The 22,076-nt window shown below is 69.4% G+C and carries 20 protein-coding genes; 8 read left to right on the top strand and 12 right to left on the bottom strand.

Annotated features, from left to right (window positions below; translation table 11 throughout):
* Window positions 1–4: 4 nt before the first annotated feature.
* The 4 genes from FBQ73_RS19925 to FBQ73_RS19910 are packed head-to-tail and all read right to left on the bottom strand — an operon-like array spanning window position 5 to window position 4,435.
* Window positions 5–691: a GNAT family N-acetyltransferase gene (locus FBQ73_RS19925; protein ID WP_138401237.1), complete on the bottom strand. Its 687-nt coding sequence runs from the start codon at window positions 689–691 to the stop codon at window positions 5–7.
* The gene (locus tag FBQ73_RS19920) at window positions 691–1,749 is read right to left on the bottom strand and encodes an ABC transporter substrate-binding protein (protein WP_138401236.1); all 1,059 of its coding nucleotides are present in this window, start codon (window positions 1,747–1,749) and stop codon (window positions 691–693) included. Before FBQ73_RS19920 ends, FBQ73_RS19925 begins: the two co-directional genes overlap by 1 nt.
* The gene (locus FBQ73_RS19915) at window positions 1,749–3,734 is read right to left on the bottom strand and encodes an MFS transporter (protein WP_138401235.1); all 1,986 of its coding nucleotides are present in this window, start codon (window positions 3,732–3,734) and stop codon (window positions 1,749–1,751) included. The genes FBQ73_RS19920 and FBQ73_RS19915 overlap by 1 nt, the downstream gene beginning before the upstream one ends.
* Window positions 3,731–4,435 carry a hypothetical protein gene (locus FBQ73_RS19910; RefSeq protein ID WP_138401234.1) on the bottom strand — a complete coding sequence of 235 codons (705 nt, stop codon included), beginning with the start codon at window positions 4,433–4,435 and terminating at the stop codon, window positions 3,731–3,733. The genes FBQ73_RS19915 and FBQ73_RS19910 overlap by 4 nt, the downstream gene beginning before the upstream one ends.
* A 225-nt stretch (window positions 4,436–4,660) precedes the next feature.
* On the opposite strand from FBQ73_RS19910, the gene FBQ73_RS19905 reads away from it, so the two are divergent.
* From FBQ73_RS19905 to FBQ73_RS19890, 4 genes are all read left to right on the top strand, one after another.
* Window positions 4,661–5,407, top strand: a complete 747-nt coding sequence (locus tag FBQ73_RS19905) for a hypothetical protein (protein WP_138401233.1) — start codon at window positions 4,661–4,663, stop codon at window positions 5,405–5,407.
* On the top strand, window positions 5,397–6,230 hold the full coding sequence (locus FBQ73_RS19900; protein WP_138401232.1) for a hypothetical protein: 834 nt from the start codon (window positions 5,397–5,399) through the stop codon (window positions 6,228–6,230). The genes FBQ73_RS19905 and FBQ73_RS19900 overlap by 11 nt, the downstream gene beginning before the upstream one ends.
* Window positions 6,230–8,281, top strand: coding sequence for a PP2C family protein-serine/threonine phosphatase (locus tag FBQ73_RS19895; RefSeq protein WP_138401231.1), 2,052 nt, complete (start codon window positions 6,230–6,232; stop codon window positions 8,279–8,281). Before FBQ73_RS19900 ends, FBQ73_RS19895 begins: the two co-directional genes overlap by 1 nt.
* A gap of 244 nt (window positions 8,282–8,525) precedes the next feature.
* A complete protein-coding gene (locus tag FBQ73_RS19890; protein WP_170218984.1) occupies window positions 8,526–9,737 on the top strand; it encodes an MFS transporter in 1,212 nt (403 codons plus the stop codon).
* 12 nt (window positions 9,738–9,749) lie between these two features.
* Here FBQ73_RS19890 and FBQ73_RS19885 read toward each other — a convergent pair whose 3' ends face one another.
* From FBQ73_RS19885 to FBQ73_RS19865, 5 genes are all read right to left on the bottom strand, one after another.
* A complete protein-coding gene (locus tag FBQ73_RS19885) occupies window positions 9,750–11,201 on the bottom strand; it encodes an FAD-binding oxidoreductase (RefSeq protein WP_138401229.1) in 1,452 nt (483 codons plus the stop codon).
* A 179-nt stretch (window positions 11,202–11,380) separates the two neighbouring features.
* Entirely contained in the window at window positions 11,381–12,310 is a 930-nt protein-coding gene (locus tag FBQ73_RS19880; protein WP_138401228.1) for a dihydrodipicolinate synthase family protein, read from the bottom strand.
* Between the two features lie 71 nt (window positions 12,311–12,381).
* Entirely contained in the window at window positions 12,382–13,374 is a 993-nt protein-coding gene (locus tag FBQ73_RS19875; RefSeq protein ID WP_138401353.1) for a TRAP transporter substrate-binding protein, read from the bottom strand.
* A 39-nt stretch (window positions 13,375–13,413) separates the two neighbouring features.
* Window positions 13,414–14,679 carry a TRAP transporter large permease gene (locus FBQ73_RS19870; protein ID WP_138401227.1) on the bottom strand — a complete coding sequence of 422 codons (1,266 nt, stop codon included), beginning with the start codon at window positions 14,677–14,679 and terminating at the stop codon, window positions 13,414–13,416.
* Window positions 14,679–15,302, bottom strand: a complete 624-nt coding sequence (locus tag FBQ73_RS19865) for a TRAP transporter small permease (RefSeq protein WP_138401226.1) — start codon at window positions 15,300–15,302, stop codon at window positions 14,679–14,681. Before FBQ73_RS19865 ends, FBQ73_RS19870 begins: the two co-directional genes overlap by 1 nt.
* Window positions 15,303–15,439: 137 nt before the next feature.
* Here FBQ73_RS19865 and FBQ73_RS19860 point away from each other — a divergent pair, with 137 nt between their 5' ends.
* The 4 genes from FBQ73_RS19860 (at window position 15,440) to rplS (ending at window position 18,397) form a co-directional block, all read left to right on the top strand.
* On the top strand, window positions 15,440–16,258 hold the full coding sequence (locus FBQ73_RS19860; RefSeq protein ID WP_138401225.1) for a GntR family transcriptional regulator: 819 nt from the start codon (window positions 15,440–15,442) through the stop codon (window positions 16,256–16,258).
* Window positions 16,259–16,353: 95 nt separating this feature from the next.
* Complete coding sequence (gene rimM / locus FBQ73_RS19855; protein ID WP_138401224.1) at window positions 16,354–16,908, top strand: ribosome maturation factor RimM; 555 nt, start codon at window positions 16,354–16,356, stop codon at window positions 16,906–16,908.
* A 244-nt stretch (window positions 16,909–17,152) separates the two neighbouring features.
* Window positions 17,153–17,869 carry a tRNA (guanosine(37)-N1)-methyltransferase TrmD gene (gene trmD / locus FBQ73_RS19850; protein WP_138401223.1) on the top strand — a complete coding sequence of 239 codons (717 nt, stop codon included), beginning with the start codon at window positions 17,153–17,155 and terminating at the stop codon, window positions 17,867–17,869.
* Window positions 17,870–17,974: 105 nt separating this feature from the next.
* Window positions 17,975–18,397 (top strand): 50S ribosomal protein L19, encoded by a 423-nt coding sequence (rplS, locus tag FBQ73_RS19845; RefSeq protein WP_138401222.1) that lies wholly within the window; start codon window positions 17,975–17,977, stop codon window positions 18,395–18,397.
* A gap of 105 nt (window positions 18,398–18,502) precedes the next feature.
* Here the strand turns inward: rplS and FBQ73_RS19840 are convergent, their stop codons facing one another.
* Genes FBQ73_RS19840 through FBQ73_RS19830 form a run of 3 tightly spaced genes read right to left on the bottom strand, consistent with a single transcriptional unit; the run spans window position 18,503 to window position 21,938 of the window.
* Window positions 18,503–19,411, bottom strand: a complete 909-nt coding sequence (locus tag FBQ73_RS19840) for a hypothetical protein (protein ID WP_138401221.1) — start codon at window positions 19,409–19,411, stop codon at window positions 18,503–18,505.
* Window positions 19,408–20,334, bottom strand: a complete 927-nt coding sequence (locus FBQ73_RS19835; protein WP_138401220.1) for a hypothetical protein — start codon at window positions 20,332–20,334, stop codon at window positions 19,408–19,410. Before FBQ73_RS19835 ends, FBQ73_RS19840 begins: the two co-directional genes overlap by 4 nt.
* Window positions 20,335–20,342: 8 nt before the next feature.
* On the bottom strand, window positions 20,343–21,938 hold the full coding sequence (locus FBQ73_RS19830) for a hypothetical protein (protein WP_138401219.1): 1,596 nt from the start codon (window positions 21,936–21,938) through the stop codon (window positions 20,343–20,345).
* Between the last annotated feature and the right edge of the window lie 138 nt (window positions 21,939–22,076).

Below are 22,076 nucleotides of genomic sequence, written 5' to 3'. Positions count from 1 at the left end.
GTCCTCAGGCCTCCGCCGTTCCCTTTCGGGGCGGCGCGAACAGGACGCCCGCAGCGCCGCATTCCAGCCGGCTGCGCTCGTAGCCATGGGAGCCTTGGGCGAACAGCGCCTTCTGCCGCTCGGTGTCGAGCGGATCGACCAGCACCGCTTCCGCCGGATCATAGGTGCTGCCGTCGCGCACCAGCACATAGCGGGCATAGCCGCCGAAGAAGAGCTGGATGTCGTGGATGGGGAAGCCTTCGGCGAGCAGGCTCGACCAGCTGGGCGTGTTCACCGGCGCGGCGGTGGAGAACAGCACCATGTCGGCGGGCGCGGCCTTGACCCGCGCCGCGATCAATACCCGCTGGAGCCCCCGCCCGCGATAGGCCGGATGCACGGACGCCCCGGCGAGCCGGCCCACCTTGGTCTCCGGCCGCAGGCCGAGCAGACGGTGCGGCCCGTCCTTGGGGGTGTGGTCGTGCTGAAGAATCCCGTAGGCCACCAGCAAAGCGCCATCGTAGAGCCCGACCGTCCAGCCACGACCGCCGAGGATCCCCTCGAAATACGAGCGGTTCTCAGGCTTCACCACCTCCGGCCGCACCAGCGGGCCGATGGCGAGGTGGTGCAGCGCGTCGACCGCATCGAGGTCGTCCGGGCCGAGCGCGCGGGAGGTGAGCGGTTCGGTCTGTGCGAACTCGCGCAGGGCGTTCATCAGGTGATCACTTCCGCATAGTTGAGCATGGCGATGGGCGGATACACCCCGAGCTGCTTGGCGATGTTCATATTAATGATGAGCGCGAAGCGACGCAGCGTCTCTATGGGAATATCCCGAGGGGGCACCCGCTGCACCAGCACTTCCACCGCCTTCGAGGCGGCCAGCTGGCCAACCGAATAATACCGGCTCACCAGTCCCACGAGGCCGAGCCCCTCCCGCAGAAAGAATTCGGTGGCGCCGAAGGTGGGCAGTCCCGCGGCCAGCGCCGCCGGCCCCACCCGGTCGAAGATGGTGGCAAGGAAGGTATCGGCCGGCAGATAAAGCCAGTCGGCGCCCTGCGCCTTCAGGTTGCGGACGAAGTCTTCCACCCCGTCTCCGGTGGGCCGGCTGCCCACCATGGTGAGGGGCTGGGCGATGACGCTGGCGTTGATGCCGGCGCAGAAGGCCTGCATCTCCTCGATGATGGCCACCGAGTTGCGCTCGTTCGGCGAGTAGATGACACCCACCTTGCGGAACGCCTTGTAGCTCTGCATGGCGCGCATCTGCACGTCGGTGGGCACCACATGCACCGCGCCGGTGACGTTGCGCCCGGAGGACGCGAGAGAGGGCGCGATCTTCACCTGCACCGGCGCCGCCACCAGCGCGAATACCACCGGGATGTCGTGCACGTAGGGCGAATCCGGCGGAGCGTCGTAGGGGCCGGCGACGGCAAGGGTGTTGGGGGTGCCGTAGGTATAGATGAGATCCGGCTTGAAGGTGGGCAGCACCTCCGCCAGGATCGGCTTTACCCGGCTGGCGTCGCGCTCCACGTCGCGGGTGAGAAACTCCACCTTGATCTCATTGGCGGCGAAATAGTCGCGGAAGCCCCGCTCCACGTCGGTATCGCCCCGGAAGGTGAGCATCAGGACGCGGAACGGCTCGGACCGCGGCGCGGCGGCCGCTCCGGGGCCGGCCTGCCCATTGGCGGACGGCTGGGCATGGGCGCCGGGCAGCCGGCCGGCGAGCCCCGCGGCGCCGGCGCCGAGGCCCAGGGCGAGGAGGGAGCGGCGGTCCATCAGGCGGAGCTTCCTTCCGATGCGGCCGCGGACGAGGCGCGGCGGGGGTGATGCGCGGTTCTAAGCCCCGATAGCGCAAACAGGGCCGCTCCGGCTACTACCACCATGCCGATAAGCGCCGTCGCCGGGGCAAATCCGATGGTCGCCATGAGAAAACCGGCGCTGGCGGGGCCGGCGGCATTGCCGCTGCGTTCCACCAGCCGGAACAGGCCGAGAACACCGGCTGCCCGGCCGCCGCCGAGGGCCGAGGCTGTGTCCGCCACCAGCGCCGACTGGGAGGCGATGGACATGGCCTGCCCGTAGCCCAGCGTCACCAGCGCCACCACGATGAAGGCGATCGACGGATGGAGCACCATGGCCATGGCGCCGAGTCCCGACACCAGCGCCCCGGCCACCACGAAGCCGCCGCGGGCGTCGAACCGGTCGGCCATGGCGGCGAAGAACGGCACCGCCAGCACCATGATGATGGGATAAATCATCTGGAAGCGGCCGATGGCGGCGGAGCTGTAGCCGAGGCGCTGCAATTCCAGCGGCACCAGGAGGAAGCACAGGGCGGCGAACAGGAACTTGGCGGGGAAGGCGCAGCCGAACAGCAGCGCCATGAGGCCCGGCGCCCGCGCCGCGTCCTTGAGATCGGAAAGGCCGATGCCTGCCGCAGCGCCCGCGCGCCGGACCGTCTTCGGCAGGGTCAGGAGCGCCACCACGAGGGCCACGAGGGCAAGGCCGGCGGAGGCCATGAAGGCGCTGGGCGCCCCCAGCCGGTCGGCGATGACGCCGCCGATGGGCGGCCCGCAGAGGCTCGCCACCATAATGGCCCGCACGAACACGGCGAGCGCCGCGCTGCGCGCCGCCCCGGCGGAAAAGTCCACCACATGGCCCTGGGAGGAGACGAAGACGAGGGCGTAGCCCACCGCCGTGGCGATGCGGGCGCCCACGAACAGGCCATAGGTGGGGCTGACCGCTGAAAGCGCATAGCCGGTGGCCGCCAGCAGGGCGCCGATGACGAATCCCGGCCGCCGGCCGAGCCGTTCGGAGATGCCGGCGAACGGCACCTGGCACAGGGCCACCACGGCCATGAAGGCGACGATGGGAAGGCTGGCCGCGAAATCCGGCGAGAACGCGCCGCTGCCGGCGATGGACTGGGCGAACCGCGGCAGGAACGGCCGCGTCAGTTCCTCCGCCAGCATGAACAGGAACAGGGCGGGACGCACCGCGATGGCGGCCTCGCTCTCCGCCGCCTGGACCTGGCCGAGGCCGGTCCGGGTTTCAAGGTCCGCGAGCCGGGAGAGCGCCGTGGCGTCGCCCCGGGCCTGCGCCGCAGCCCTGATCGCCGCGTGGCGCTCGGCCAGGGCATCCACCTGGCGATCGATGGGCTCGACGAGATTGCCGGCGGCCCCGGGATTGCCTTCGTGCCGCGCCAGCACGCCCCGCCCCAGCGCCTTCAGGCGCCGTTCCACCGCCATGAGCGCGCCGATGCCGCGCGAGCCGACCACCAGCGCCACCAGCTCCAGCGCCACCAGCAGGGAGACGATACCGATGAAGGCCACGTCCACCAGCACCGCGCCGACCTGGGCGGTGACCGCCGTGGGGTCCACCACGATCACCACGTCGCCGAGTCTTTTCCCGGACGGCACGGCCACTGGAACGCGGGCCTGCGGCGCGCCCTCGAAGTCGGCGGCGTCGCCCGCACTGGCCAGCTCCGTGCCCGCCGCCGAGACGAGGCTGATCTGCGCGAATTCCGGATTGGCGGCGCGCAGGCTCTCGAAATATGCGCTCACCCCCACCAGCCGGTCGAATGGGACCCCGACCGTTTCGGCGCGACCCAGGAGGTCGGCGGCGGACCGCGCCACCGTGTTGGCCTTGGCCAGGATCTCGGGGGCGATGGTGCGCTGCGCCGCACGCTCGGCGCCCCAGCCGATGAAGGCGAGGGCCGAGCACAGAATCAGCACGATGGCGACGGTGATGCCGCCGCGCAGCCCGATCATGCCCGCCTCCCCGATCGTGAAGGCCCCGGCTTGGATGGGCCGGACGGGGCGCAGCCTTTTGTGGATGCGCCCGCCGCCTCGTTGTGCACGCTCTCCGCGGCGGCGAGGGCGGCCCGGGCCGCCGGGGGCCACGCCTGCGGATCGGCGGCGCGCCGCACCGCCCGGCGCAGCAGGGCGGCCAGCAGCAGTCCGATGACGATGGTGGCGACGCCCGCGCCAATCAGTGCCGGCAGGGCGATCACCTTCAGGTCGTCGCCGAGGGCCGCCGCGCCCGCCGCGAGGATCTGCGGATCATACCGCACCACGACACGGCCGATGACCTCGTTGAGATCGTTGCGGACCGGCCGAGTGAGACCGCGCCCGCCGTCCTGCGCCTCGGCGATGCCGACGCGCTGCGGATCGCTCGAGAACAGCACGATGCCGCGCTCGTCGGCCAGATCCATGGAGCGGATGGCTGGTTCCACCCGCGATTCCCGGTCCAGCAGGCTGGTCAGGGTGCTCTGCGCCGGCAGGGCGATGCCCAGCGAGGCGGCCTGCTCGGCCACGTCGGCGACCCGCTCGGCGGCGATGCCGAATCGCGCCTCGATGACCGAGCGATGGGCATTGAGCAAAGTGACATAGGAGAAGTAGGCGCCGAACGCGACGCATGCCGCCGCGATCAGTGCGAACACAGCGATCAGCCCGAGAGTGGTCCGCGCCATGGGTTGGATCCGCGTGTCCCTGGTCCGCGTCCTGCGATCCGGGTGGTAGTACCGACGGACCGCAACTTGCAGCAAAGGCAATCTTGTACCCTTGCCCGCAGGCCCTTACATGCCACGAAAAGGGATCTGAGTTTGAAGGTTTTTTTGGTCACAGATGAGTTTTTGTCTGGTTTGGCTTGAAGCTGGCGGTTAACGTCCGCCCACCCTTCCACCGAAGCTCATTGCATGACTTTCGTAAGCCGGCTCATCCTGGTCGCTGTCCTTTCCGTGAGCGCTGCGGTGATCGCGGTGGCGGCCATCGCCTTCACGGCGAGCGACAAGGTCGGCGAGGAGATCGAGCGCGCCCGCGTCGCCAACCTGCTGGGCACCCTGCGCGCCTCCACCGAGGCCAACCTCTCCATCGGCCTGCTGCTCGACCAGATCTCGCTGCTGCAACCGCGCATCGAGCGCGAGAAGGCGAGCGACCCCTCCATCCTCGCCATCGACATTTTCAATGGCGCCGGCCGCGCCATCTATTCCACCGACCGCAGCGTCATCGGCGAGGAGGTCGCCCCGGACTGGGTGCGCCGCCTATCCACCGACGAGGTGTGGACCGCGGCGGAGCGCGGCGACACTGTGTTCGGCACCCGATTCGAGAACGACCTCGGGGTCGCCGGCGGCATTTCCGTGACCGTCTCGGACGAGGCGCGCAGCTCCCGCGCCGACCGCCTCGGCCTCGACCTCATCTCCCGCACGGCGATCCTGATCCTGGCCGCCGCCCTGGCCGCCACCCTGGCCGCCGTGGCCTTCGCCTACGTCATGACCCGGCCGTTCGACCGGGCCGCCCGCATCCTCAGCGGGGAGGGTGTGACATCGAACGACGACGGCGCCCTTACCCAGCTCGCCGATGACACGTTGAAAAGCTGGCGCGATGCCGAGGCCCGGGTCGACCGCGGCCTCGGCCAGCTGGGAGCGCTCGACGATGCGGCATGAGTTTGCGGAGGGGGGACGCGCCCGCCTGTTGACCGGCCTGTTTGCCCTCCTCGTCACCTTTCTCCTGGGCTCCGCCGCCGCGGCGCTGCTCATCAACGGCTACCGCACGCGGGTGGAGGAGAGCGCCCGGCGCGACGCTCTCGTCATCGGCACGTCGGTGGCGCGCACGCTGGCGCAGCAATTCGAGAAGGCCGCGCGCTTCGGCATCCCCTTGAAGCTGCTGCCGGGGGTTGAGATACACCTTTCCGAAACCCTTACGCGCACGCCCGGCCTGACCCAGATCGTGCTGCGCGGTGCCGACGGGCGCGAGATCCGCAGCGCCATCGGCGAGCATCCGGGCACCGATTCGGTCTCCGCGCCGGTGATGGTGGACGGCAACACGGTGGCGTCGGTGGAGGTGACCACCAATCCGGCAGCCCTCGCCACCTCGTTCGCCGACATCGGCGTCAAGGCGGCGGTGGTGGTGGCGGTGTGCGCCGCCCTCGCGGCCCTTGCCGCCGGCCTGCTGGTGGGCGGCGCCCTGGAGCGCAGCCGCACCCGACTCACCGAGGGCCTCATCGGGGCGGTGGAGGGCGAATACGGCACCTCCGACGACCCCCAGCGCTACAACCGCCGGTCCGGCCCCCACGGCGCGGTGGGCCGCGCGCTCCGGGCGCTGGAGCGCGGCAACCGGCGGGTCGCCGATCGCCGCGCCGTGTTCGAGGCCTATGCGGAGGAATTGCTGGCCGTGGATTTCGACGGAGGATTGCGGCCGGACGTGGAGCGGGTGCGGCGTGAGGTGCTGGCCGCACCCGGCGCGGCCGAGAAGGAACGGGGCGTCTGATGCTGCTGCGCACCCGCATCACGCTTATCGTCGCCACCGGCTTCGCCGTCCTCATGCTCGGCATCTGGGGCGCCACCCTGCTGCGCGACCGCGTGGCCGAGGCCCAGGAGGCGGAGCTGGCCATCGAGGGCCAGACCGTGCTGTGGCGCGAGATCGTCGCCTTCCAGACGGCCAACCTCGCCCGCATCATCGAGCGCGTGGACGGCTCCCCCGCCTTCCGCATCGCCCTCGGCTTCTCGGACCGGCCAGGCGTCTCCGCCGCGCTCCAGGAACTGGGCGTCAACATCTCCGACGATGCCACCTATTTCGAGGTGGTGAGCGCCGACCGCGAGGTGATGTTCAGCGACGGCGGCTCCACCAACCGCTACATCCTCGACGCCGGCAGCCTCGATCGGGCGCTCAAGGGCGAGGTCCTGTCCGGCCTTCGGCAGGTGAGCGCCAACCAGGTCATCGTGCTCACCACCCGCACCGTGGAATTGCCGGGCAAGGGCACGGTAGTCCTCGTGCTCGGGCGCGACGCTGCCCTTGGCATGGAGCGCTTCGCCCGCGGGCTCAGCGCCGTCACCACCCTCGTCACCCTGCGGGGCCGGGTGGTGGCCAGCACCGATTTCCGCCTGTGGGAACGGGCCAAGCTCGCCATCACGCCCCGCCGGCCCACCTCTGAACGGATGGTGCTGGACGGGCGCAACTACAACGTGACGAGCATTCCCGTTTCCGACATCAGCGCCAGTACCGTGGGCGCGCTGGTGAGCTTCGAGGACACCACGGAGACGGTGCAGGCCACCGCCTTCATCCGCCAGTCGGCGGTGGCCGGTGCCATCGGCCTGGTGCTGATCGGCGTCATCGGGCTCAACGTCTTCCTCTGGTACAGCTTCCGTCCGCTGGAATCGGCCATCGACGTGCTCCAGGCCCTGGCGCGGGGCGACACTTCCGTCACCGTCGGGCATGTGGGCAATGACGAGATCGGCCGCATCGCCTCCGCCGTGCTCGCCCTGCGCGGCAATGTGCAGGCCCTCGCCGAGACCCGGCGCCAGCGCGAGCGCGTGCGCCGCCGGCAGGAGGCGGTCATCTCCGCCGAGCTCCAGGCACTGGCCGACGCTATCGATCCCACCGACCGCGAGGAAGTGCTCGCGCTGCTCGCCCGCGGCTCCGAGGGCGAGCAGGACGACGAACTGCGGCGTGTCGCCCGCGTGCTGCACGATCTGTCGCGGCGCATCGTGGAGCAGCACACCCGGCTGTCCTCCATGGTGGTGGAACTGCGCGAAGCCCTCATCACCAAAACCAAGCTCGCCGGCCTGCAGCAGGAACTGGAGATCGCCCGGCAGGTGCAGCTCGCCATCCTGCCCAAGGAATTCCCGCCCGACGCCCGCGTCGCCATCCATGGCCAGATGACGCCGGCCCGCGAGGTGGGCGGCGACTTCTACGATTACTTCATGATCGACGACACCACGCTCGGCTTCGTGGTGGCGGATGTCTCCGGCAAGGGCGTGCCGGCGGCGCTGTTCATGGCGATCGCCCGCACGCTGCTGCGCTCCACCGCGCTGTTCGAGCGCTCGCCGGCCAGCTCCATCCGCCGCCTGAACGACCTTTTGGCGGTGGAGAACGAGCAGATGCTGTTCGTCACCGTGCTCTATGGCGTGATCGACCTGTCCTCCGGGCGCGTCACCTATGTGAATGCCGGCCACAACCTGCCCTATCGCATCACCCGCGCGGGCGAGGTCTCCACCATGCCCTCCACCGGCGGCATGGCGGTGGCAGTGCTGGAGGGCTTCGTCTATGTGGAGCACGAACTCCATCTCCAGCCTGGCGACACGCTCTTCTTCTATACCGATGGCGTCACCGAGGCCTTCGACGTGGACGAGCGGCCCTATGGCGAGGAGCGGCTGGAAGACCTGCTCAAGAGCGGCGCGGCGGACTGGTCGGTACCCGAACTGTCGGAGCGCGTGCTCGCCTCGGTCCATGTGTTCGAGCGCGGCGCGCCGCAGGCCGACGACATCACCTGCCTGACGCTGCGCTATTTCGGCGGCCACGGCCCCCGCCGCACCAGGTGAGCGCCAGATAAGCGCCCCCTGCCGACACGGACCGTGCGCAAACGTGAAGGCCCGCGCTCCGCTTCGAGGGTGACGGCGACGGCGGCAACAGGGTAAGACACCCTGCCCGCGCGAGCGGACACGAGAGCATAAGGGCGAGGGACCAACCCCGCCACAGACCAGACGAGGGGAGGCGCAACAACCGGCGGCCAGCGCCGGGAGGGACGGCATCATGCCGGCCCGGAGAGGGGTGTCGACCGTGACCATGAATGCGCGAACGGCCGAATGGCCGGCCGGGGAAATCTCCACCATCGGCGCGGTGGGCGTCGCCCATTTCTGCAGCCACCTGCTCCAGCTCGCCCTCGCCCCCCTGTTCCTGATGATGCGCGCCGATCTTGGCGTCTCCTTCTTCGCCTTGGGCGTGGTGCTCTCGGTCTTCTACCTATGCTCCGGCCTGGGCCAGGTGACCGCCGGCATCCTCGTGGACCGCTTCGGCGCCCATCGCCTGCTGCTGGGCGGCCTGCTGCTGCAAGGTACGGCCACGGCCGCCATGGGCCTTGCGCCCCATTATCTGGTCCTCCTGCCCCTCGCCGCCCTCGCCGGCCTCGGCAATGCGGTCTACCACCCGGCCGATCTTTCCATCCTCAGCCACAAGGTGGCGCCAGCCCGGCTCGGGCGCGCCTTCGCCGCCCATGTGATCGCTGGCAGCATCGGCTTTGCGCTGTCGCCCCTCGTTTCCGCCGCCATCAGCTCGGCTTATGGCTGGCGGGTGGCGCTCGGCGCCATGGGGGCGGGCGTGGTGGTGCTCGGCCTCGTTCTCCTCGTCTGCCGCAAGGCTTTGAGGGTTGATCCGGACCATGCCGGCGCGCACGGCGCCAAGGCCGCGCACGGACCCGCCCCCACCTTCCTCCAGGTGCTGGCCATGCCGGTGGTGCTCACGGCCTTCCTGTATTTCGTGCTCACCTCTATCTCGCTCACCGGCATCCAGAGCTTCTCCATCGTCGCCCTGAAGGAGGGCTTCGGCGCCACGGTGGCGCTGGCGACGCTGGCGGTCGCGCTCTACCAATGCGGCAATGCGGCGGGCGTCGCTTTGGGCGGGGCGGTGGCGGACCGCACCGCCAGCCATCACCTCATCGCCATGGGCGGGCTCGCCTGCGCCTGCGCGCTGGCGCTGCTCGCGGCCCTGCTGGTGGTACCGCCCGAGGTGACTGTGGGCCTGGTGGCGCTGGTGGGCTTCGCCATGGGCATGACCACGCCGTCCCGCGACGTGCTGGTGCGCGGTGCCGCGCCGGCGGGGGCGACCGGCAAGGTGTTCGGGGTGGTGTATTCGGGCTACGACATCGGCGCGCTGCTGGGCCCGCTGATGTTCGGCCTCATGCTCGACCACCACCTGCCGCGCCTGGTGTTCGTGGGCGCGGCCATCCCCCTCGGCCTCGCGGTGCTGACCGCCTTCGCGGTGCGCCGCCGGCCGCAGTGAAGGAAACGGGTCTTACCCTCCCAGCAGCACCTTGCCGGGATTGGCGAGGCCCTTGGGATCGATGGCGGACTTGATGGCCGCCATCAGCTCCAGCGCCACGGGGTCCTTGTAGAGCGACAGTTCCTCGCGCTTGAGCAGGCCGATGCCGTGCTCCGCCGAGATGGAGCCGCCAAGCCCCGCCACGATGTCGTGGACGATGCGGTTGAAGCCTTCCCAGCCGGCCAGATAGGCCGCCTTGTCCATGCCCGGCGGCTGGCTCAGGTTGAAGTGGATGTTGCCGTCGCCCATGTGGCCGAAGGCGCACACCCGCAGCCCCGGCATGTGGGCCTCGCAGGCGCGGGACGCCTCGGCGATGAAACCCGGCACCCGCGACACCGGCACCGACACGTCGTGCTTGATGGAACCGCCCTCGAATTTCTGGGCGTCGGACAGCGCCTCGCGCAGCTTCCACAGGGCCTCGGCCTGGGCCTCGCTGGCGGCGATCACCGCATCCTCGATCTCCCCCGCCTCGAACGCCGCGCCGAACACCTCCAGCGCCAGCGCGGAGAGGTCGTCGTCGCGACGGGTGGAGGTGAGTTCGGCGAGCGCATACCAGCCGTGGTCGCCGGCGAGCGCGCGGGTGGTGCCGGGGATATGCTTCAGCACCGTCTCCATGCCGAAGCGCGGCAGGATCTCGAAGCCGGTGAGTGCATCCCCCGCCACGTTCCGCAGCCGCTGGAACAGCTTGAGGGCGGCATCGGGGCTTGAGAGACCGGTGAGCGTAGTGGCGCGGGCGCGCGGCGCCGGATAAAGCCGCAGCACGGCGGCGGTGATGATGCCGAGCGTGCCTTCCGAGCCGATGAACAGGTCTTTCAGCGCATAGCCGGTATTGTCCTTGCGCAGGCGGCTGAGGCCATTCCAGATCCGCCCGTCCGGCAGCACCACCTCCAGCCCGAAGGTCAGTTCCCGCATGTTGCCGTAGCGCAGCACGGCGGTGCCGCCGGCATTGGTGGAGAGGTTGCCGCCAATACGGCAGCTGCCCTCCGACGCGATGGAAAGCGGAAACAGGCAGCCCGCCTCCGCCGCCGCCTGCTGCACCTGATGCAGCGTACAGCCGGCCTCGGCCACCACGGTGAGGTCGATGGGATCCAGATCGCGGATGCGGCTCATGCGCCGGAGCGAGAGGAGCAGGCCGCCGAACGGCACCTGCCCGCCCACGAGGCCGGTATTGCCGCCTTGCGGCACCACGGGAACCCCCGCCTCGGCGCAGGCGGCGACGATGAAGGACACGTCTTCCGTGGTCGCCGGCTCCACCATGGCCGGGGTGGCACCCTGGAACAGGCCGCGGCCTTCCACCAGCCAGGGGGCCAGCTCCGCCGCATCGGTGACCACGCGGGCGGGACCGATGCGCGCGGCGATGCGCTCCAGCAGCCCCTTGAGGCGGGCGGCATCGAGAAGGACGGGGTGCGGGGCGTGGCTCGACATGGCCGGGAGGGTGCCGCACGGCTCCCGGCTCCGCAAGGGTGGGGTTGGCTGTGGGGCGGCAGGGGGCGGCACACTCAGGTGCGCTTCACACCCCATGTCGCGCCAGGACCGTACACAGGCCGCCTCCCCATCCCTCCCCCGCAAGCGGGAGAGGGAGCAAGGCCAGGCCAGAAAAGTCCTCAGGCGGCGGCTTTCAGGCCCACGTCGGGAAGTTCCGGACGGGTCTTGAGGGCGGCCGCCATCAGCGCTTCCACCTCGGCCCGCTCGTGGTCCAGCAGCGCGAGGCGCGGCGGGCGGGTGAGGAAGGTGCCGCGGCCCATGATGTGCTCGCACAGCTTGATGCACTGGACGAGGTCGGGGCGCGCATCAAGATGCAGCAGCGGCATGAACCACTCATAGAGCTTCATGGCCTCCGCATAGCGGCCGGCACGGGCCAGGCGGAACAGGGTCTCGCCCTCGCGCGGGAAGGCGTTGGACATGCCCGACACCCAGCCCTGCGCGCCCATGGCGATGCTCTCCACCACCACGTCATCAAGGCCGGCGAACATGATGAAGCGATCGCCCACCTTGTTGCGCAGATCGATGAAGCGGCGCGTGTCGCCCGAGCTTTCCTTGAAGCAGACGATGGTCTCGCAATCCACCAGGGAAGCAACCACGTCCGGGGTCACGTCGTTCTTGTAGACCGGCGGGTTGTTGTAGATCATCACCGGCAGGTCGGTGGCCTTGGAGACGGTGCGGAAATGGGCCGCCGTCTCATGGGGCTTGGAGGAATACACCAGCGCCGGCATGAGCATGATGCCGTCCACGCCCACCTTGGCCGCTTCCTTCGCGGTGGCGATGGCGAATTCGCTGGTGAATTCGGCGATGCCGCAGATCACCGGCACCCGGCCGGCGGCCACCGCCTTGCCGGCCTCCATCACCTGGATCTTCTCGGCGGTGGTGAGCGAGCAGTTCTCGCCCACGGTGCCGCACACGATCATGCCGGACACGCCGTCGCGGATCAGGCCTTCCATCACCTTGGCGGTGGCATCGATATCGAGCGAATAGTCCTCGCGGAACTGGGTGGTCACGGCCGGGAAGACGCCTTCCCAGCTGATTGCCGGCTTCATCTCATGTCATCCTTGTGTCGATAAGGGGGTGCGGACAGGGCCCTGCCCCGCCCGCGTGCGGGTTTCAGGGATCAGAGGGCGGCGCCGGCCTTGCGCAGCTCGGCGAGGATCGGGGCCTTGGGCAGCCAGATCTTGTCGTATTCGGCGATGATCTTCTCGCGGTCGGCCACTTCCGCCACCTTGATCGGGATCACCGCCTTGAACTTCTCCAGCAGCACCGGCTCGTTCACCACGGTCTCGTCCACCTGGGCGTCGAGGGCGCTCTTGGTGAGCTTGGTGATGAGCGCCTTGTCGGCGGGCGACAGGGTCTGCCACACCCGGCCGGAGACCAGCGCGATGACCGGCATGAAGATGGCGTCCATCTTCAGCATGGTCTTCGACACCTTGTCGAAGCGCTGGTTCCAGGAGAAGTCGAGGTCGGCCTCAAGGCCATCCACCTGGCCGTTGGACATGGCGTCGAACACCGCCGGGGTGGGGATCGGGGTCGGGGCGGCGCCGAGCAGCTGGTAGAAGTCGCGATAGGCCGGCGTGGTGTTGATGCGCAGCTTCATGCCGTTCAGGTCCTTGATGCCCGTGATGGGCTTCGCGGAGAACACGACGCGCATGGTGGTGATGCCCCAGGCGAGGCCCACCGTCCCGGTCTCCTTGGGCAGCACGTCGAGCAGGCTCATGGCCACGGGAGTGCGCACCAGCTTGCCGGCCTTGGCGGTGGAATCCACCACCCACGGGGCATTGATGGCGGCGATGGCCGGCACCCGCGAGCCCAGTTCCGCGGTCATGATCCAGCCCATGTCGAGGGCGCCGGTCTGCATCTGCTGCAGCATGGCCGCCTCGTTGCCGAGCTGGCCCGAGGGGAAGACGGTGATGGAGAGGCGACCCTTGGTCTCCTCCTTCAGCATGGCGCCCACCTTGTCGGCGGCCACGTTCCAGGGATGGCCCACCGGGGTGATGATGCCGAGCCGGAATTCCCGCGCCTCCTGAGCCCGCACCACGCTGGGCATGGCAAGCGGAAGGGCGGCGCCGGCGGCAGCGCTCATAAGGAAATGGCGACGGGACAAAGTCATGACAGGGCGAGACATGGCAGGGCTCCTGGAAGGTTGGTTTTATTTGACGAGAACGGTCGACAGCCACGGCACCAGCGACAGCAGCACCAGAAGCGCGCAGGCGGCGAAGAAGAACGGCAGGGTGACGTAGAACATCCGCCCCACCTTCGCCCCGGTAACTGCCGAGGCGACGAAGAAACACAGGCCGACCGGTGGGGAGAGGAAGCCGAGGACCAGATTGATCACCACCACCACGCCGAAATGCACGGGATCGATGTGGTAGACCTCCACGGCGATGGGCAGAAGGATCGGCACCGTCATGATGAGGCCGGGCGCGCCGTCGATCACCGTGCCGATGACCAGCAGGATCACGTTGACCAGCAGCATGAAGGTGATGGGATCATGGGCCACGGTCTGCACCCAGGCCGCCACAGCCTGCGGGATCTTGCCGTAGACCAGCACCCAGGAGAACACCGCCGCCACCGCAACAAGAAACAGGATGACAGAGGAATAGAGCCCGGCCTTCAGCAGCATCTGCGGCAGCTGGGCGAAGGACAATTCCTTGGTCCAGTAGCGGCCGATGAGCAGGGCCGCGAGCGCGCCCACCGCCGCCGATTCCGTCGCATTGGCAAGGCCGGTGAGGATGGAGCCGACAATGACGATGGGGATGAGCAGGGTGGGGATGGCATTCAGCACGATGTCCACCCGCTGGCGCCAGGTCATGCTTTCGCCGCAGGGATAATCGTAGAAGAAGCCCATGATGTAGACGCAGACGCAGAACAGCACGGTCAAAAGAACGCCGGGCACGATGCCGGCGATGAGCATGTCGCTCACCGAGACCTGCGCCAGCACCGAATACACCACGAACATGATGGACGGCGGGATGATGGGCCCCAGCATGCCCGCATAGGCGGTGAGGCCGGCGGCGAAGGTCTTGTCGTAGCCCTTCTTCACCATCTCCGGCACCAGGATCTGCGCCATGATGGCCACCTGCGCCGTGGCCGAGCCGAGGATGGACGACACCAGCATGTTGGCGATGAGGTTCACATAGGCGAGCCCGCCCCGCATACGCCCCACCACCGCCATCGCCATGTCGATGAGCCGGCGGGTGATGCCGCCGCCGTTCATGATCTCGCCGATCAGCACGAACAGCGGGATGGCGATGAGGCCGTAGCTGTCCACGCCGCCGAACAGCTGGGTGGGAAAGGTCTGGAGCAGCAGCGGGTTGCCGGTGGCGAGGATGAACGCCACACCGGACAGGGCCAGGCACAGGCTGATGGGCAGGCCCACCAGCATGGTGATGAGGAATGCGGCGGTGGTGAGCATCAGCTTGCCGCCTCGACATTGGCCATGGGGAAGCCGCGATAGACGCGGCGCGGCACGAATTCGAGGTCTTCCACCAGATTGGCGAGGCCGTGGATGGTGAGGGACACGGCAAACAGCGGGATGACCAGGCTGACCGCCCAGGTGGGCCAGTTCAGCGTCTGGGTGCGCTCGGTATAGAGGAAGTTGAAGCTTTCCCCGGCGAAGGTCTTGGCATCGAACCCGGCCGCCGCGATGCCGACCGGATCCATCCAGAGCCAGCACATGTAGGAGAGGCTGAGGCCGAACAGCACGGTGAAGCACGTGGCGATGGCCCGCGCCGCCTTCACCCCGGCGGGCGGCAGGCGCTCGGTGAGCATGCCCACCGAGAAGTCGAGGCGCAGGCGCGTCATGGCCGAGGCGCCGATGAAGCTCAGCCAGACCACCGCGTAGATGGCCGATTCATCGATCCAGTAGATGGGCGTGCCGGTATAGCGGGTCACCACGTTCAGCAGGATGAGGACGCCGACAAGCCCCATCAGGCCGATCACCGCCACCCGCTCGAAGGCCAGAAGCCCCGTCGAAAGGGCAAGCACGAGCCCGCACGGCCCCGCTTTCGCGGCGCCTGTCTTGGTCGCATTGGTCATGTTCATCGCTCTGGAAGGCGGACCCTTATGGGTCTCGATTTGGTGCTTTCAATCAGAATGTAGATTTTATACAATCGACGCGTCAATACCCCGCCAACGCTTTTTGCTGTAGCTCAGATCCCATGAATTCCGGCGACATGAATTCCGGCAGTCCGACCGCCGCCCAGAAGGGCCTCAAGCACCGCACGCTCTCGGCGGCGATCCTTGACCAGTTGCGCCAGTCGATCCTCGACGGCACCCATCCCGCCGGCACCCAGCTGCGGCAGGATGCGCTGGCGGACGCCTATGGCGTCAGCCGCATTCCGGTGCGTGAGGCGCTGTTCCAGCTGGAGGCCGAGGGGCTGGTGCGCATGGTGCCGCAGAAGGGCGCCATCGTCTCCGACCTGTCGGTGGAGGAGATCAACGACGTGTTCGAGCTGCGGCGGATCATGGAGCCGCGCCTGCTGGAGCGCGCCATCCCGCTGTTCACCGACGCGGATTTCACCAGGCTCGACGCCATCCACGCCCGCTTCACCGCCGCCACCAAGGCCCATGACGTGAGCCAGTGGGGCATTCTCAACGCCGATTTCCACATGGCGCTTTATGATCGCGCGGCCCTGCCCCGCACCCGCCAGATCGTCGCTGCTTTGCTCCAGACCTCGGACCGCTACACGCGGCTCCAGCTCTCCACCACAGAAGCCATGGACCGGGCCAAGAGCGAGCACGCCCAGCTCATCGCGCTCTGCCGGGCGGGCGCGGTGACGGAGGCCACCTCTTTTCTCGACGGCCATATCGGCAAGGTGCACGCCGATCTGCTGCGGGTGATCGAGCAGCGGACGGCACGCGCCAGGGCGGCAGATGGCACCCGGCAAGACACAAGCAAGGACACGAGCGAGACGACGACGGCGGAGGCCAGCGCGGACGGCCGCCGCAGGACACGGTCCAAGTCCTTGGCAAAGGGCGAGGACCTGCGCTAGAGCACGCGCCGGTCAGCCTGCCTTGCCAAGCTGATCGCAGAACGCGTGCTCTTGTCCGATACTGAGCGCCGAGACCCGTCCGTTCCGGAGACTTCATGGCCGACCGCATCCTCGTCGCCCGCATCGGCGCCCCCCATGGCGTGAGGGGCGAGGTGCGCCTCTTCGTCTTCACCGAAGATCCCGGCGCCGTGCTGGACTACGATCCGCTCACCGACGCTACCGGCAAGAAGCGCTTCCGCATCGCCACGTTGCGCGCGGCCAAGGACCATTTCGTCGCCCGCATCGAGGGCATCGCCGACCGCACCGCCGCCGAGGCGCTGACCAACGTGGACCTCTTCGTCCCCCGCGATGCCCTGCCGCCGCCGGACGACGAGGACACCTTCTACCACGCCGACCTCATCGGCCTCGACGTCCAGGACGAGGCCGGCGCGGTGATCGGCAAGGTGGTGGCGCTGCAGGATTTCGGCGCCGGCGACATTCTGGAATATGCCCCGACCATGCCCGCCACCAAGGCCAAGACGCTGATGGTGCCCTTCTCGAACGATGCGGTGCCGGTGGTGGACCTGCCCGGCCGGCGCGTGGTCATCGCCGAAGCCTTCGTGGAACGCCGCCCGGCAGAGCCGGAAGAGGGTGAGGATACCAGCGATTAGGGACGGAGTGAGGGTAGCGCGTTTGAGCGGCCGGGCGCCGTGAAGCCCCCTCTCCCGCCTGCGGGGGAGGGTTGGGGAGGGGGCATCCCTCTCCACCGGCATCATGCTCGAAATGCGACCACTGTTGCCCCCACCCTACCCTCCCCCGCAAGCGGGAGAGGGTTTCCACCGCGCCCAGTCGGAGCAGCAGCATTGTTACGGCCCCCCGTTTGACTCAGGCGCCCCCCTCCCCCATCACGGCGCCATGACGTCCCCGACCTTCCGCGCCAGCATCCTCACCCTTTATCCGGAGATGTTTCCCGGCCCCCTCGGCCATGCCCTGGCCGGCCGGGCGCTGGAGAAGGGGCTGTGGGCGCTGGAGGCGGTGCAGATCCGCGACCATGCCCTCGACAAGCACCGCTCGGTGGACGACACCCCCGCCGGCGGCGGCCCGGGCATGGTCATGCGCGCCGATGTGCTGGCCCGCGCCATCGATGCGGTCTCCCCGCCTCATGATCCCCGGCCCCGCCTGCTCATGACCCCGCGCGGCGCGCCCCTCACCCAGGCACGGGTGCGCGCTTTGTCGGAAGGCCCCGGCGCGGTGATCCTGTGCGGGCGCTTCGAGGGGGTGGACGAGCGCATCGTCTCAGCCCGCAACCTTGAGGAAATCTGCGTCGGCGACGTCGTGCTGTCCGGCGGCGAGGCAGCGGCGCTGCTTCTGCTCGATGCCTGCGTGCGGCTCATTCCCGGCGTCATGGGCAAGGCGGAAAGCGGCACCGAGGAGAGCTTTTCCGCCGGCCTGCTGGAATATCCGCAATACACCCGCCCGCAGTTGTTCGAGGGCGAACCCATCCCGGACGTGCTGACCTCAGGCGATCACGCCCGCGTCGCCCGCTGGCGCCATGCCCAATCCCTCGCCGTCACCCGCGCGCGGCGGCCGGATCTTCTCCCGCATGACGGGACCATGAAGGAAAGGGAATGACACGGCCCTATTTCTCGGCTATGGAGCCGCGTCCCTTAACTTAAAACGACACAACGTGGCACCGGGGCGTTTTGCCGAACCGGTGGCTGCAAAAAGGTTGGCGACATGAACATCATCCAGACGCTCGAAGCCGAGCAGGCGGCGAAACTCGCCGAAAAGCGTGCCATCCCGGACTTCCAGCCCGGCGATACCATTATCGTGAACGTGAAGGTCGTGGAAGGCGAGCGCTCGCGCGTGCAGGCCTATGAAGGCGTGTGCATCGCGCGGTCCGGCGGCGGCATCAACGAGAGCTTCACGGTCCGCAAGATTTCCTACGGCGAGGGCGTGGAGCGCGTGTTCCCGGTCTATGCGCCGCTGATCGATTCCATCAAGGTGGTCCGCCGCGGCAAGGTGCGCCGCGCCAAGCTCTATTACCTGCGCGATCGCCGTGGCAAGTCGGCTCGTATCGCCGAGCGTCAGGACCGCACCGCCGACGGCAAGATCAAGAAGGGTGGCAAGTCGGCCCCCGCTCCCACCGCCGCCGAGTGAGCAGAGCCTCAAGGCCGGCATCCGCCGCCTGAAGCGTCACGTATTCAACGCCTCCGGGACCGCCCGGGGGCGTTTTTTCGTTTCGGGCCCGCGCGGCGCCTGGTGTCACTGCGCCGGTGCGTCGTCCCGCAGGCGCGCGAACAGGCCGTCCGGATCGGCATCGAAGGCGCGGCGGATCTCGGCCAGCGCGGTCTCGCCGCCGCGATAGCTGGCGCCGCCCACATGCAGCCAGGCATCCAGCAGCATCTTCGGCTCGCTCCAGCGCCCCTCGGGCGAGGGCACCCGCACCGAACGCGCGTGCGGCCACGCGAAGCCCTTCACGTCCAGCTTGCGGAACAGCACATGCCAGTTGCGCCCGCCGGTGTCGGTGCCCAACAGCCGGTCGGGGCCGAAATCCAGCGGCTTCGCCACAAGGCTGCCGTCGTAGATGGAAAAGCCCGGCCACAGGTACCAGGCCTTCACCCGGCTGCTCCAACGCTGGAGGCCATAGACCGGTTGACGCGCCACCAGAGCGGCAAGGTCGGTGGGCTTCAGCAGCACCAAATCATGGTCGAGCATGGCGAACACGCGCGGCTTCACCTTGCGCAGCACGTTGTGGAACACCCAGTTGGCGGCGGCGGCGTGGGAGCGCGCGGTGCGCACCCGCACGAAGGGCGCCGGCGGCAAGGCGAGGTAATAGAGCCCCTTGTCAGCCGCGATGGCGGCAAGCGCCCGCCGCGCCTCCGGCTCGGTGGAATTGTCGCAGACCAGCAGCGGCGTGCCGGGGGCGAAGCGCGCCATGGAATCGGCCAGCAGCGCCACCGCCTCCGGCACATTGTAGGCAATGGTCAGGGCCAATGCGCCGTCGCGGCGGCGGCTCAGCGCCTCCACCACCTCGGCCTGCCCTTCGGCCGGGCGCCCACGATAGAGGCGGTCCATCAGCGCGTAGCGCGCGTGGTTGAGCCAATGCAGGCCCGGCAGCGCGGCGACCATGCCGGACAGGCCGGCCCGCTTGTGCCCTTCAGACCCGCTCATGTGGCTGCTCCCGATGCGGTGGTGGCGTCCGCGCCCGCGCGCAGCCGGGCGAGAAGACCGTCCGGGTCCGCCGCGAAGGCGCGCGCCACCGTGTCGAAGGCCCGTCCGCGCGTGCCATGGCCGGCGCCGCCGGCATGCAGCCATCCGTCCACCAGCAGGTGGTCCTCCCCCGTCCCCGTGCCGGGATCGGCGACGAACACGGTGCGGGTTTCGGCAAACGCCAAAGCGTCCCGGTCGAGACGGCGGTAGAGGACGTTCCAGTTCTGCCCACCGGTGTCAAGGGTGAGCGGGGTGTCGGTGCCGAAGTCCAGCGGCAGGGCCTGCACCGCCTTGTAATTGAACACGCTGAACCCCGGCCAAAGATACCAGGCCCCATTGCCCTCGCCATGGCGCGCCATGCCGTAGCAGGGCTGGGCGGCGACGCGGGCCGTCAGGTCGTCGGCCTGAAGCGGGAGGAGATCGTGGTCGAGCAAGGCCACCACCGGCGGCGCCGCCGGGCGCACGAGGTTGGCCCAGATCCAGTTCAGCGCCACCGCATGGGAGCGCGAGCCGTTGCGCCCGCCGCGATAGGGCGAGGGCGGCAGCGGGCAATAGGCGATGTCCCGCTCCGCGCACAAGGCCGCAATGGCGGCGCGGGCGGCGGGATCAGTGGAATTGTCGCACACCACCAGCGGCGTTCCGGGCAGGAAGCGGGCCATGGCCTGCGCGAGCAAGTCGATGGCCTCGGGCATGTTGAAGGCCACGGTGAAGGCCATGGCGGGGGCGCGCTCGGCCTTCAGCCTCGCCACCAGCGCCGCCTGCCCGTCCGCCTGCCGACGCGCATAGACAAGGTCCACGACCCGGTTGCGGGCGCGCCGCAGGCGATGGGCCAACGGGGCGCCTGCCAGCCAGTCCTTGAGCGAATAATCGGCGAGATCGCGCATGGGACAGCTCAGGGCTGGGCCGGCGCCGAGAGGCGGCGCAGAACAGGGGCAGGGTCCGAAGGCGCGGGCGCGGCGCGGGAGAAGGCGTAAAGCACCACCTCGCCCCGCCCGTCCGCCCGCGGGAAGGTGCCGATGACCCTGAACCGGTCCGGAAAGGCGGCGACCGTCGCCTGCGCCACCCGGCTGGCGGGCACTGCCCCGGTCTCCCGCGTCTCCACCGCGAGGGCGGCAGCGCCCATGGCATCAAAGGCGGCGAGAAGCTCTTCAGGGGTGGGGGCGGAAAGACGGCTCGCGTCCAATACGAAGCTGCGGCGGGCGCGGTCGCGCTGGGCGATGGCGGCGCCCAGCGCCGCCTCGCCCCGCGCATCGCCGGCGACGACGATCACCGGGGGCACCGCATCGCGGGCGAGGAAGGCTTCCGCCGCCGCATCCATGCCGATGGCGCCCTTGCGCACCTGCTGGAGCAGGCCCGGCATGGCGGCGAGCAGCAGCATGAGCGCCACCGCCAGTTCCCGGATGGTTCCCCAGCCCGACACCACAAGGCCGATGAGCCGCATGGCACCGAACGCCGCCAGCATGGCCACCGGCGCCAGCAACACGACGGCATCCAGCGCCACGCCCCGGCCGGCGCCCAGCCCGAAGGCAAGGGCGAAAGCCGGCACCAGCGCCGCCACCGGCGCCAGCGCGGCCGGGTCCACCGCATCCTCATCCCGCCGCCAGCCGTCGAAGACGGTGAAGACGAAGCCGGCCGCCGCGCAGGCCAGCGGCAGGGTGCCGAAGACGGCGCGCAACGTCTGCCAGACCTGCGCCGGCCCCTCGGCCGTCACCACCGGCGGCAGCCGGCCGGCGGCGAGGGCCACCGCCAGCGCCAGCAGGGCGAGGCCCGCGAGCGGCACGAGCACACGCGCCCGCCGCATCACATCGAGCCGCCCGGCCATCAGCGCCGCTAGCGGCGGCAGCAGCACCACCACCGCTCCGGCTGGTGCCATGAGCACGCTCACCGCCCCGGTGGCGGCGAACACAGCGGCGGAGGCCCTGGTGCCCAGCCGCATGTGGCGGCCGAAGGCCAAGGCGGACAACAGCGTGACCAGGGCCAGCGGCAGATCGAGGCCCAGCACGAAGCTCGCCTCCCGCAGCAGCGGCAAAGCTGCGAGCACGAAGCCCACCGCCACCGCCGGCAGCACCCCCGCCGCCCGCGCCGTGGCCCAGCCCGCGCTCACCACGAGCAGCGCGGCCAGCACCGCCGGCAGCAGCAGGGCGGCCGGCGTGGTGGGCGTCAACAGCGCCAGCCAACCGCCCGCCAGTCCATGGAACAGGGTCAGCCGGGCGAGCGGCAGCGCCTGCGGGGCGTTGAGGGCATAGTCCGCCGCGAAGGCGCTTGGTGCGGGAAAGCCGGCGGCGGCATGGTCCGCCACCATGAGGGCGGTGACGAAATGGCGCGCCTCGTCGGGATCGGTGCTGCCAAGCTCCGCCACATAGGCGCCGGCCCCCAGCTGCTGGGCAACCATGACGGCGGTGGCGAGCAGCACCACGATGAGGAAGATGAGGCATCGCAGCGCCACGGTGCTCCTTCGCCGCTCGCCCGCCTCCACGCTCACCATCATCCCAGGAACCTCGGCCCATGCACCCGACGCGCGGCGCGACGCCGCATTCGCCCGCGTTCTAGAGCGCGATTGCGTCAAGGTCCACGCCGGCGGTGTCCGGAAGGCTTGACCTTGCCGGTCCCGGCGGGTGAGGTGAGG

It is taken from the genome of Xanthobacter autotrophicus (assembly GCF_005871085.1).
GTDB classification, from domain to species: domain Bacteria; phylum Pseudomonadota; class Alphaproteobacteria; order Rhizobiales; family Xanthobacteraceae; genus Xanthobacter; species Xanthobacter autotrophicus.
The sequence above is the reverse complement of the archived record's forward strand: the minus strand, read 5'-3'. Positions and strand labels throughout refer to the sequence as shown.

What these genes read in the sequence shown, in the direction of transcription:
- FBQ73_RS19925 (WP_138401237.1), bottom strand. Translation starts at nt 691, where the DNA reads ATGAACGCCCTGCGCGAGTTCGCACAGACCGAACCGCTCACCTCCCGC.
- FBQ73_RS19920 (WP_138401236.1), bottom strand. Translation starts at nt 1,749, where the DNA reads ATGGACCGCCGCTCCCTCCTCGCCCTGGGCCTCGGCGCCGGCGCCGCG.
- FBQ73_RS19915 (WP_138401235.1), bottom strand. Translation starts at nt 3,734, where the DNA reads ATGATCGGGCTGCGCGGCGGCATCACCGTCGCCATCGTGCTGATTCTG.
- FBQ73_RS19910 (WP_138401234.1), bottom strand. Translation starts at nt 4,435, where the DNA reads ATGGCGCGGACCACTCTCGGGCTGATCGCTGTGTTCGCACTGATCGCG.
- FBQ73_RS19905 (WP_138401233.1), top strand. Translation starts at nt 4,661, where the DNA reads ATGACTTTCGTAAGCCGGCTCATCCTGGTCGCTGTCCTTTCCGTGAGC.
- FBQ73_RS19900 (WP_138401232.1), top strand. Translation starts at nt 5,397, where the DNA reads ATGCGGCATGAGTTTGCGGAGGGGGGACGCGCCCGCCTGTTGACCGGC.
- FBQ73_RS19895 (WP_138401231.1), top strand. Translation starts at nt 6,230, where the DNA reads ATGCTGCTGCGCACCCGCATCACGCTTATCGTCGCCACCGGCTTCGCC.
- FBQ73_RS19890 (WP_170218984.1), top strand. Translation starts at nt 8,526, where the DNA reads ATGAATGCGCGAACGGCCGAATGGCCGGCCGGGGAAATCTCCACCATC.
- FBQ73_RS19885 (WP_138401229.1), bottom strand. Translation starts at nt 11,201, where the DNA reads ATGTCGAGCCACGCCCCGCACCCCGTCCTTCTCGATGCCGCCCGCCTC.
- FBQ73_RS19880 (WP_138401228.1), bottom strand. Translation starts at nt 12,310, where the DNA reads ATGAAGCCGGCAATCAGCTGGGAAGGCGTCTTCCCGGCCGTGACCACC.
- FBQ73_RS19875 (WP_138401353.1), bottom strand. Translation starts at nt 13,374, where the DNA reads ATGACTTTGTCCCGTCGCCATTTCCTTATGAGCGCTGCCGCCGGCGCC.
- FBQ73_RS19870 (WP_138401227.1), bottom strand. Translation starts at nt 14,679, where the DNA reads ATGCTCACCACCGCCGCATTCCTCATCACCATGCTGGTGGGCCTGCCC.
- FBQ73_RS19865 (WP_138401226.1), bottom strand. Translation starts at nt 15,302, where the DNA reads ATGACCAATGCGACCAAGACAGGCGCCGCGAAAGCGGGGCCGTGCGGG.
- FBQ73_RS19860 (WP_138401225.1), top strand. Translation starts at nt 15,440, where the DNA reads ATGAATTCCGGCAGTCCGACCGCCGCCCAGAAGGGCCTCAAGCACCGC.
- rimM (WP_138401224.1), top strand. Translation starts at nt 16,354, where the DNA reads ATGGCCGACCGCATCCTCGTCGCCCGCATCGGCGCCCCCCATGGCGTG.
- trmD (WP_138401223.1), top strand. Translation starts at nt 17,153, where the DNA reads ATGACGTCCCCGACCTTCCGCGCCAGCATCCTCACCCTTTATCCGGAG.
- rplS (WP_138401222.1), top strand. Translation starts at nt 17,975, where the DNA reads ATGAACATCATCCAGACGCTCGAAGCCGAGCAGGCGGCGAAACTCGCC.
- FBQ73_RS19840 (WP_138401221.1), bottom strand. Translation starts at nt 19,411, where the DNA reads ATGAGCGGGTCTGAAGGGCACAAGCGGGCCGGCCTGTCCGGCATGGTC.
- FBQ73_RS19835 (WP_138401220.1), bottom strand. Translation starts at nt 20,334, where the DNA reads ATGCGCGATCTCGCCGATTATTCGCTCAAGGACTGGCTGGCAGGCGCC.
- FBQ73_RS19830 (WP_138401219.1), bottom strand. Translation starts at nt 21,938, where the DNA reads ATGATGGTGAGCGTGGAGGCGGGCGAGCGGCGAAGGAGCACCGTGGCG.